The sequence below is a fragment of the Anaerolineales bacterium genome, assembly GCA_016928575.1.
In the GTDB taxonomy this organism is placed as follows: domain Bacteria; phylum Chloroflexota; class Anaerolineae; order Anaerolineales; family RBG-16-64-43; genus JAFGKK01.
In genome coordinates, this window is record JAFGKK010000083.1 from 1 (window position 1) to 8,590 (window position 8,590).

The window sequence follows — 8,590 nt, forward strand, 5'->3', positions numbered from 1 at the left end:
GCCAGCCCCCCGCTCCTGAAGACCAGCATCTCTAAAAACCGGTATTGATGGATCGACAGCGGCGGATCGACCAGGCGGTCGTTTACCGTCACGGAATGTTCGACCGGGTTCAGACGGATCCGGCCCTGCCGCGGCGCCACTCCCTCGGCTTCGAGCGGCGTGGTGGAATCGGATGCGATGTAGAGAAACCCCGCGGCCAGGGCGATTTGGATCAGGTCGCCGTCTTTGACCTCCATCTCGTCCTTGACCGGGAGGCCGTTGACACAGGTGCCGTTCTTGCTGGCCAAGTCCTGGATGAAGGTCCGACCTCCGCGGCGGTCGATTTTAGCATGGCGCCGGGAAACCTGGCGGTCCGCAATCACCACTTCGCAGCCGTTCTCCCGCCCGAGGGTGACGCCCGTCGGCGGGATGCTCCAGCGCATTCCTTGGACCGGACCGGATTGGCCAATCAGAACCGGAGATTCTTCTTTGGATTCCATTGATTCCATAGGTTATAATGCTTTCATCGCCTGCATGACGCCGGGGCTTGCCGCAAGCTCCCATGCAGCGGTCAAACCGAGAGGATTGCGATTTCCTCCACCCCGCGTTTTCCAGCCCGGTGGGGGAAATGGAGTTTCCTTCCTTCGTATGCCCACCAAGCCGTTAAACGAGAATCACCTCTTGAAAAACCGCTACCGCGTGCTGTCCGTCATCGGACACGGCGGGATGGGCGCCATCTACCTTGCCGACGACGAACGGCTTTCCGGAAGAAAATGCGCGATCAAGGAAGTGGAGCAGGATCCCGGCATGCCGGAGCGGCTACAACAGGAAGCCCGCGAGCAATTTTACCGGGAAGCCAGCATTCTCGCCCGGTTGGACCACCCCAACCTTCCTAAGGTATCAGATTTTTTCTCTTCCGGCAATCGGGATTACCTGGTGATGGATTTCGTCCCGGGACGGGATTTGCGCAGCATGGTGGAAGACGCCCGCCAACTCGGCAGCTTTCTTCCCGAAGCGGATGTCCTGGCCTGGACCGCGCAATTGTGCGACGCCCTGGAATACCTGCACGGCCAGGATCCGCCGATCCTCCATCGCGATGTCAAGCCCGGCAACATCCGCGTCACCCCCAGCGGATTGGTAAAACTGGTGGATTTCGGGCTGGTTAAGGTCATGGTTCCGGACGAGATGACGATCACGGTGATGCAAGGCCGGGGCACGGCGCTCTACACGCCGCTCGAACAATACGGAGGGGATACGGGCCACACGGACATCCGCAGCGACGTGTACGCCCTCGGCTGTACGCTCTACCACCTTCTCTCCGGGCAGGCCCCGCCCGAAGCGAAGCAGCGCTTTCTGAATCCGGACACGCTTACTCCGCTGCGGCACCTCAACCCGCAGGTTCCTCCCGAATTGGAACGGACGGCGCTTTGGGCGATGGCCCTCCATCCGGATGACCGTCCGGCAACGGTCAAGATTTTCCGGGAGGCGCTGTTCGGCGCCGCGCCGGCCCCCCTGCCCTCCTCCTCGCACTCGGCCCGCTACTTTCAGCAGCCGTCCGCCGTCCCGCTCACCCAACCCGACAAAGCCTTGGCGGTCCTTGCGCTGGCGTTGCTGTTCCTGGCGGTGTTTTCCAGCCTGTTGCCCTGATCCGGCACGGATTAATTCCGCTTCCAGCGCACCGACCCCCACCCGAGGGCGGCGCCGGCCAGCCCGCAAATCAGTCCCGCCGCCACGCTAATCCAGCGTCCGCCAAAACTTGAAAACCCGCCGGCGCCGGAGAAGCCGATGACGGCCAAATCGTACCCGGCCAGGCTTCCGACGACGAAGCCCAACGGGACCCGCCAGCGGTACGCGCCCCAACCCGGGTTGCGGCTTACCGTGTAGGCCAACGCGGAAAAAGATCCGATGATCAAGAGTTGTACGACCAGCGTGTCCATCCCAGCCCGTTCCTTCCCGCCCTGCCCGGGAGCCGCCTCAGTGGCGGACAGGGTGGGCGTGATCGAGGGCGAGGGAGTTTGGTTTCCGTTTTCCGTCGGAACGATGGCGGTGACGAATCCCGGCTCCTCCCCGACGGTCAACCGAAGGATCGTGGATTGGTTCGCCGGAGCGCTGAAAGCGGATACTTGCATCACCCCCTGCCGCCCGAGGAGATAGTCCGTCCGGGCGATTCCGTTAACCGTGGTCGCATCCAGGAGAAGCGGGGGAATATCCTCATCCGGGTAGACGATTTGGAAGCTCAAGCCGGTCCCGTCGGGTACGATATGCTGATTGTGGTCCATGACCGGCCCCGCGGTGAAGGTTATCTCATCCCCCAGCGAAAATCCCATCGGAGTCGGCGAAGCGCTCAGGGTCTGCGTGACGGCTTCGGTCGGCGCGATCGCCGTCGGCGCACCGCGCAATCCTACGGAAATCTGGATCATTTGACCGGGATCGGGAGAGAGTTCGGTCAGCAGGTCGTAGTTAATCCCTTCGATGCTCACCGGAGAGGAGCCGGCGGGGGCGGCGTCGCCGAGCAGAATCCGCGCGCCGACTTCGATGCAGCCGGGGTGCTTGGAGTACAGGGCGTAGTAGGCGTTTACCTTGCTGATCTCCGTCGAATCCAGGTAGTACGGCGCGCCCAGGGCGAAGACGATAATCTTCTTGTTGCGGATCAGCGCCGGCTCCTCTTCCAGCAACCGCTGGAAGGCGACGGATTCCGGGATGCCGGGAGACGGGGCCCGGATCAGGGCGATCAGCACCGTGGCATTCGCCAGCGCGATGTCCAGATCCGGCAGTTCCACCCCCTGCAGATACCCGTATAAATCCTTGAAGGAATACGACTGGATCCGCGTCGGCTGGATCAATCCGGATGCTCCCGGACCGTACAGCCGGAGAACGGTGTCGGCGAAAACCGTCGGCGAGACGTCCGATTCCGTTGTGCACGCGGGGCAGGGAACCACCGTCCTCGAATCCGTAAAGACCAGCATCCGGTCTGCCGACGTCGGCGGTTCGATCGTCGACCCACCGGCCGATTCAGGATCGGGGCTGATCAGGGTGGCGCCCGCCCGGCAGATTTCCGAAGCAATTCCTTGGTCGGTTTTTAAATCGTCCAGGGCGGCCTCGGGGCGGAGAACGGCCTCCGCCGAGAACTGCGGATATAGGCGCTTTTTCAGGGAGAGGATCCTCAGCACCGCCTGATCGACTTTCTCCGCGAAGGCCGCATCGGTTTCGTAGTATCGCTGGAGGTATTTAACCGTATCGACCGTCGCCTGCAGTTCGGTCTGGCCTTCGGCGCTGACCAGATCGGAAATTTGGAGGATGTCGTTCCCCGCCAGAAAGGCGTTCAGAGCGACATGCTTGTTCGAATAGGTCTGGCCGGTGGCTTCGTAAAATTTCCGCATCGACTGCGCGCCCAGCGAACTGCTGACCGTGATCCCGCCGCCTTCCCGCCAAACGGTGAATTCGGGCAAGGCCAGCAGAAGGTGCAAGGCCTGGGGATCCAGGCTGACCGGACGCGTGCTGGTGCGGATGTTCCCCTGCAACCCCTGGTAACGGATGTGCGAGACCATAAACCCGTCGGCGATTCCGGGCGATCCCGGAACGTCCGCGGCCGTCTTGGCGAACGGAGCCAGATCGATCGATTGCAGTTCCTGCATGGCCTTGCGGATGGTGGCTACTTCCTCTTCCGGGCTGCGGTCCGAGGCGCCGATCCCGGGGAAATGCGTGGCGACGACGGCCACTTTGTTCCCGCCGCCTTCCTGGATCCCGAGGATATACGCCTGTCCCATTTTCCCCACCCAGAACGGGTCTCCGCCGAAGGTCCGCGCCCCCAAGTCTCCGGTCGTGCCCGGATTGGGGGATTCCAGGACGTCCAGCGAGGGGCCGATGTACATGTTGATTCCCAGCCGCGAAAGTTCCCGCCCGAGGATCTTGCCGACCGCCTGGGCGTAGGAAGGCTGCCAAGTGGCGCCGATGCTCATCGCGGAGGGAACATCGGTGAGTTCGGTGATCAGCTGCGAATTCGGATACCCGTCGTCTCCGCCCTGGAGGGAAAGGAACAACGGGATGTACGTCGATTCCCCGACCGGCTCTTCCCGGACGGCGGAATCGGCTTCGACCTGCTGTAGACCGTTGGCGAGGGCCAGGACGGCCGCGGCTTCGCCTTCTCCGCTCCGCCAGTTGGCGTTTTCGCGCTTCAACAGGATGCCGCCGATGTGATAATCCGCGATCAGCTGATGAATGTCGGACGCGGAGGATATATCCTTCCCCTGAAAGGTGACCATCAACAGCTGGCCGATCCGCTCCGCGGCGGTCATCCGATCGAACAAGGCCTGCACCTCGGGTGGAACGCGTCCTTGAGGAGCCGGTCGAAACGCCAGGGAGGGAGCGGCCAAAATGCAGAAAGCGGCGGCGAGGAATATTTTTCGCAATGGCACAAGCCTAGTATACCCTAGAGGCGCCGTCGTCAACGGATCGCTCGCCGAAAAAAAGCCGGCAAGCGTTGCGCTTTCTTGTCAAGCCCGTGGGATTATGCTATGATTTTCGCCGTTGGAGGGCAGGATCCCCGGCCTTGCGATTCTCAATCCTTCGGGGGTTCGCGTTTGTCAGCCAGCCAATCCTGTCATACGGAAACGATCAGCATGGGATGGGCGAAGCGGGATCCGTCCCACCCTATCCTTGTCGGTCGGAGAAGGAATTCAGCATGAGCGACCAACCGGTTTTTCTCACCAAAGAAGGGTTTAAAAAGTTGGAGGAGGAGTTGGAACTCCTTCGCACCAAGCGCCGCGCGGAAGTCGCCGAACGGCTTCACGACGCCATGGAAGGCGGCGAGCTCATCGAGAACGCGGAATACGAAAGCGCCAAGAACGAACAGGCATTCGTCGAGGGTCGAATTCTCACCCTGGAAACGATGCTTTCGAACGCCATCATCATCGAGGAGGGCGGGCATCAGGATGTCGTCCGCGTCGGCAGCAAAGTGACCATCCAGGAAGCCAACAACGCCCCCGAGCACTACGTGATTGTCGGAGCGGCCGAAGCCAATCCAAAAGAGGGCCGCATCTCCAACCAATCCCCTTTGGGCCAGGCGCTGCTTGGCCGGAAATCGGGCGACGAAATCCGGGTCACCGCCCCGGCCGGCATCCTGACCTTCCGCGTGCTTTCCGTGAAGTAAACGCCATCCCGGGCGCGTCCGAGACGGCTGCCTCTCCGCTCTCCGCGCCATCCGCCCATGCGCGAACTCAACGACCTTGAAAAGAACCGCCAACAGAAGGTGCAACGCCTGCGGGAAGCGGGGGTGGATCCCTATCCGGCGCGCGCCGAACGGACCCATACCAGCGCCCAAGCGCGCCGTTCCTTCGAGCAGGCCGCCGCAGGGGAGCCGGTGGCGGCCGTTTTGGCCGGCCGCCTGCGCTCAGTGCGTTCCATGGGCAAAGCCGTGTTCGCCCACCTCGAAGACGGCGACGGGCAGATTCAACTGTTGCTCAAAGCGGACCAACTCGGCCGGGAAAGCCTCGACCGGTTCCGCGACTTGTTCGACCTGGGAGACATCCTTCAAGCGCGCGGCACGCTCTTCCGCACCCGCACCGGCGAGGTCACCCTGCAAGTCGAATCGTTCGCCATGCTGGCGAAAGCCATCACCCCCCTGCCCGCCTCCAAGGAGACCGTCGGTGAGGACGGTCGGCGAGTCGTACACTCCGCCTTCGACAACCCCGAAGCCCGCTACCGCCAGCGCTACGCGGATTTGGCGGTCAATCCCGAAGTCCGCGAGGTTTTCCGAACGCGTGCGCGGGTGATCGCCTCGCTCCGCAATTTCCTCGATTCGCGCGGTTTCCTTGAGGTGGAAACCCCCATCCTTCAGGCGGTGTACGGCGGCGCGGCGGCCAAGCCGTTTGTCACCCATCACCACCAACTCCATCAGGATCTGTTCCTGAGGATTTCCTTCGAGTTGTATCTCAAGCGGTTGTTGGTGGGCGGGTACGAGCGGGTGTACGAGATCGGCCGGGATTTCCGGAACGAAGGCGTGTCCTTCAAGCACAATCCGGAGTTCACCCAATTGGAATTCTACATGGCCTACGCGGATTTCCGCCAGATCATGGACCTGGCGGAACAGATGGTCTCCACCGTCGCCGAGGAAGTCCTGGGCACCCGGCAAATTTCCTTCCGCGGCCGCACCCTCGATCTCACCCCGCCCTGGACCCGCGTCTCCCTGCGCGATTCGATCCTGGAACTCGGCGGGATCGACATCGACGACCATCCGACGGCCGAATCCCTCGCCGCCGCCATGCAGGCCAAAGGGCTTGCCCCCAAGGTACAAACCCACCGCGGGAAGCTGATTGAAAGCCTGCTTTCGCATTTCGTTGAACCCAAACTCGTCCAGCCCACCTTCCTCTTCGACTACCCGCGGGACATATCCCCACTGGCGAAAAGCAAGCCGGGCGATCCCGCCACGGTGGAGCGGTTTGAAGGGTTCGTTGCCGGCATGGAGTTGTGCAACGCGTTCTCCGAGCTGAACGATCCGCTCGACCAGGAACAGCGCTTCCTGGAGATGGGAAGGGCGTATGCGGAGGGGGACGAAGACCGCCACCCCATGGACGAGGACTATCTCAATGCCATGCGGTACGGCATGCCCCCCAACGGCGGTTTCGGAATGGGGGTGGACCGGTTGACGATGCTGCTTACAAACCAGCCGACGATCCGCGAAGTCATCCTGTATCCCCATCTGCGCCAGCGGGAAGATGAAAAATGACCCCGCGCCGGCGAACGCCTTCCCGTGATCACGATTTGCGGATGCATCTCGGCGTAATCCTGATGGCCTTGCAGATGATCTCGCGCCCCTCGGCCGGCCCCCTCACCGGCGACCAGCGCGAGTTGATCGAAATCATCCAGCGGGCCGCAAAGGCGATGGTGTCTGTGTTGGACGCCTCGCCCGGATCGGCTAAGAAATAGCTGAGCCGAAGCTCGAGAAATCTTCTTTCCTTCGGGATTGTCGCGGCCCATTCCGCGGATCAATTGGGCGTTCCGGGATGCCGGCATTTCCAAGCGTGTTTTGCAACCGAAAAAACTCGCGCACAACCAGTGTCCGTTGGTTGGGAAGCCAACGGTTGATCCAAGAATGGCCGCTGTTTGAGATGGCCACCTGCCGCCGGGACGTCAGCCCGAAGGACAATGGGGATGGCATGGGGCAACTCCTTCTACTATCCGGGCACCTCCAACACCCTTCCCAAACGCCTGCCCATCGTGCGCCGCATCGTCATCGGACATGGTTTCCGCCGCGGGTTATTGACCGGCGACAAGGACTTGGCCTTTGTTGTACAGCCGTTCGGCGACATCCCGAAGCAGGACATAGTATCCGATATCCGATCCGCGAAAGTCGCTATTCATAAAGAAGACCGTGGCAAATCCGTCTTCCGGGTACAACAGCAGGTAGGTCGATACGCCTTTGTCGCTTCCATTGTGCCCGACAGCTTCGAAAAAAATCCAATCCATCCGCATCCAAATTAACCCCATATTGGCGCTTCCAAGAAAAACCGAGTCGCCGTGCGATTCGAACATCAACTCCACAGTCTTGGGCTGAAGGATGCCGGTCTCGCTGCCTGCCGGATCAAGATAAAACGCGGCAAAACGCGACAAATCACGAAGGGTTGTCCTGAGGGCGCCGGACGGATAATCGGGATAGCTGTATTGCGGGATCGGCTCCCCCTGATGGAACGGAGAAGCGATTTGCATTTCGCTGGCAGGAATATCGCGGATCCTGAAGTAGCTGTGTTCCATATCCAGTGGATCAAAGATGTGGCTTTGGCAATAATCCGCAAAGTCCTCGCCCGAAATCATCTCCACCAGGAGGGCCAGCAACGCCACGCCGTAATTGGAGTATTCTGAGCCTTCCCCGGGAGCCGTTTTACGATAGCTCGCCGCGCTATATTCCTCTCCACCGGGAACCAGATAGCTTTCCAGGAATTCGCCCAACCCCAACGGCGAGTCGCCTCCTCCGTCGGCAATGGTATAGAACCGTTGATACCGTTCGATTGATCCGTCGCTAATGGACGATTGGTGCGTCAACAGATGTTGAAAGGTAATGGCTGCCTCCGGATGATTGGGGTTGCGCACCTCGAAATCAAGGTAATCATTTATCTCGTCGTCCAATTCGAATTTTCCCTGTTCCCAAAGCTGCATCGCGGCGGTACCCACCATGGTTTTTGAAACCGAGGCCAGAAGAAACAGGGTATCTTCGTTCACCGGGCGTCTGCCATCCATTGTGCCGTAATATCCCTCCCAGAGAATGCCATCCGGTCCGATGATTCCTGCCGCCATTCCCGGCGACTGCATTGCCGCCATCCGGCTTTCCATAAACCGATCGATGTCGTCGGCATGTGCGGGCAGGAACATCCCCATCATGTTCAGGGCCAGTCCGATCCCGACGACAATGAGGGCGCCAATTGCCAAAACGATTGTAATAATCTTGACCCGCTTCACATCAAACCTACAATTGGAAGATGTCCGGTTTGTGCTTTTCCAGGCAGCACAAACGCTAGATTATAAAGGATTCTGGTATCTGCTCAGCCTCAGTAATACTGAAATGAAATCCTGCTCTTTTCCATCCTCACCCCTATCCCCTGGCCCCTTCCCCCTCTCC

7 protein-coding genes are annotated in these 8,590 nt (G+C 60.7%); 4 read left to right on the forward strand and 3 right to left on the reverse strand.

Annotation, left to right across the window (positions count from 1 at the left end; translation table 11 throughout):
* Positions 1 to 479, reverse strand: a 479-nt coding sequence (locus JW929_10590; GenBank protein ID MBN1439846.1) for an FHA domain-containing protein, incomplete at its 3' end; no start/stop codon positions are given.
* 148 nt (positions 480 to 627) lie between these two features.
* On the opposite strand from JW929_10590, the gene JW929_10595 reads away from it, so the two are divergent.
* Entirely contained in the window at positions 628 to 1,626 is a 999-nt protein-coding gene (locus JW929_10595; GenBank protein ID MBN1439847.1) for a serine/threonine protein kinase, read from the forward strand.
* Positions 1,627 to 1,637: 11 nt separating this feature from the next.
* On the opposite strand, the gene JW929_10600 is transcribed toward JW929_10595, so the two are convergent.
* Complete coding sequence (locus JW929_10600; protein ID MBN1439848.1) at positions 1,638 to 4,286, reverse strand: hypothetical protein; 2,649 nt, start codon at positions 4,284 to 4,286, stop codon at positions 1,638 to 1,640.
* A 374-nt stretch (positions 4,287 to 4,660) separates the two neighbouring features.
* Between JW929_10600 and greA the strand changes: the two genes are divergently transcribed.
* From greA to JW929_10615, 3 genes are read left to right on the forward strand one after another with little or no spacing between them, the layout of a single operon-like run.
* Positions 4,661 to 5,128: a transcription elongation factor GreA gene (greA, locus tag JW929_10605; protein ID MBN1439849.1), complete on the forward strand. Its 468-nt coding sequence runs from the start codon at positions 4,661 to 4,663 to the stop codon at positions 5,126 to 5,128.
* A gap of 57 nt (positions 5,129 to 5,185) precedes the next feature.
* On the forward strand, positions 5,186 to 6,703 hold the full coding sequence (gene lysS / locus JW929_10610) for a lysine--tRNA ligase (GenBank protein MBN1439850.1): 1,518 nt from the start codon (positions 5,186 to 5,188) through the stop codon (positions 6,701 to 6,703).
* Positions 6,704 to 6,744: 41 nt separating this feature from the next.
* On the forward strand, positions 6,745 to 6,903 hold the full coding sequence (locus tag JW929_10615) for a hypothetical protein (GenBank protein ID MBN1439851.1): 159 nt from the start codon (positions 6,745 to 6,747) through the stop codon (positions 6,901 to 6,903).
* Between the two features lie 330 nt (positions 6,904 to 7,233).
* On the opposite strand, the gene JW929_10620 is transcribed toward JW929_10615, so the two are convergent.
* Entirely contained in the window at positions 7,234 to 8,430 is a 1,197-nt protein-coding gene (locus tag JW929_10620) for a beta-lactamase family protein (GenBank protein ID MBN1439852.1), read from the reverse strand.
* Positions 8,431 to 8,590: the final 160 nt, after the last annotated feature.